1 protein-coding gene is annotated in these 329 nt (G+C 52.6%); it reads right to left on the reverse strand.

Going from position 1 to position 329, the window contains the following annotated elements; all coding sequences use genetic code 11:
• Positions 1–329 (reverse strand): hypothetical protein (locus B7717_RS00010; RefSeq protein WP_193432023.1); only part of this gene is annotated, 329 nt, incomplete at both ends.

Genomic DNA, 329 nt, shown 5'->3' on the forward strand with positions numbered 1-329 from the left:
CTTGAGCTTACAGAGGCGGATTGGCTAGCGCTCGCTGAGGCTGATTGACTGGCACTCGCTGAAGCAGATTGACTCGAACTTGCTGAAGCGGATTGGCTGGCACTTACTGATGCCGATTCACTTGCGCTTACAGACGCTGACTGGCTGGCACTTGCCGAAGCTGACTGACTTGCACTGACTGAAGCGGATTGACTTGCACTCAATGATGCAGATTGACTCGAGCTTGCAGATGCTGATTGACTCGAGCTTATTGAGGCGGACTGACTCGAACTTGCTGAAGCCGATTCACTTGAGCTGACTGAGGCTGATTGGCTCGAACTTACTGATGC

It is taken from the genome of Streptococcus oralis subsp. oralis (genome assembly GCF_002096495.1).
GTDB classification, from domain to species: Bacteria; Bacillota; Bacilli; order Lactobacillales; family Streptococcaceae; genus Streptococcus; species Streptococcus oralis_CU.